Source organism: Streptomyces beijiangensis (assembly GCF_017315755.1).
In the GTDB taxonomy this organism is placed as follows: Bacteria; Actinomycetota; Actinomycetes; order Streptomycetales; family Streptomycetaceae; genus Streptomyces; species Streptomyces beijiangensis.
Window position 1 is genome coordinate 1 of the sequence record NZ_JAFLRJ010001494.1, and the last position, 367, is coordinate 367.

Consider the following 367-nt stretch of genomic DNA (forward strand, 5'->3'; position numbering starts at 1 on the left):
GAGCCGGCATGCGTGTGTTCCGGGGGCCGGAGGACTGAGCTTCGGGCCGGCGAAAGCCGTCGCGTTCGGGCGGTCACGGGCGGAGACGTGGTGCGAGGGCCGTTCCCGATGACCACTCCCCTCCCGGATCAGCGGCAGAGTTCGTCGATGTCCTCGGCGAAGGTCGGGAATTCGGTGCAGGCCTCGGTGATGATGTCGCGGGCCGGGCGGCGTGGGGTGGTGGCGTGGCGTTCGGCGAGTGCGGTGAGGGCCGCGTCGGGGCGCGACTCGTGGCCCTCGTACAGCACGGCCTCCAGCGGTCCGATGCCGTCGGCCAGCACCCACAGGAAGTCGGACAGGTTCCCGGCCACCACGCCGCACTCGCCCT

At 71.9% G+C, this 367-nt stretch carries 1 pseudogene; it reads right to left on the reverse strand.

The features are described from left to right. Positions 1-128: 128 nt before the first annotated feature. A pseudogene (locus J0695_RS42390) lies at positions 129-367 on the reverse strand (SMI1/KNR4 family protein); the annotation flags it as partial.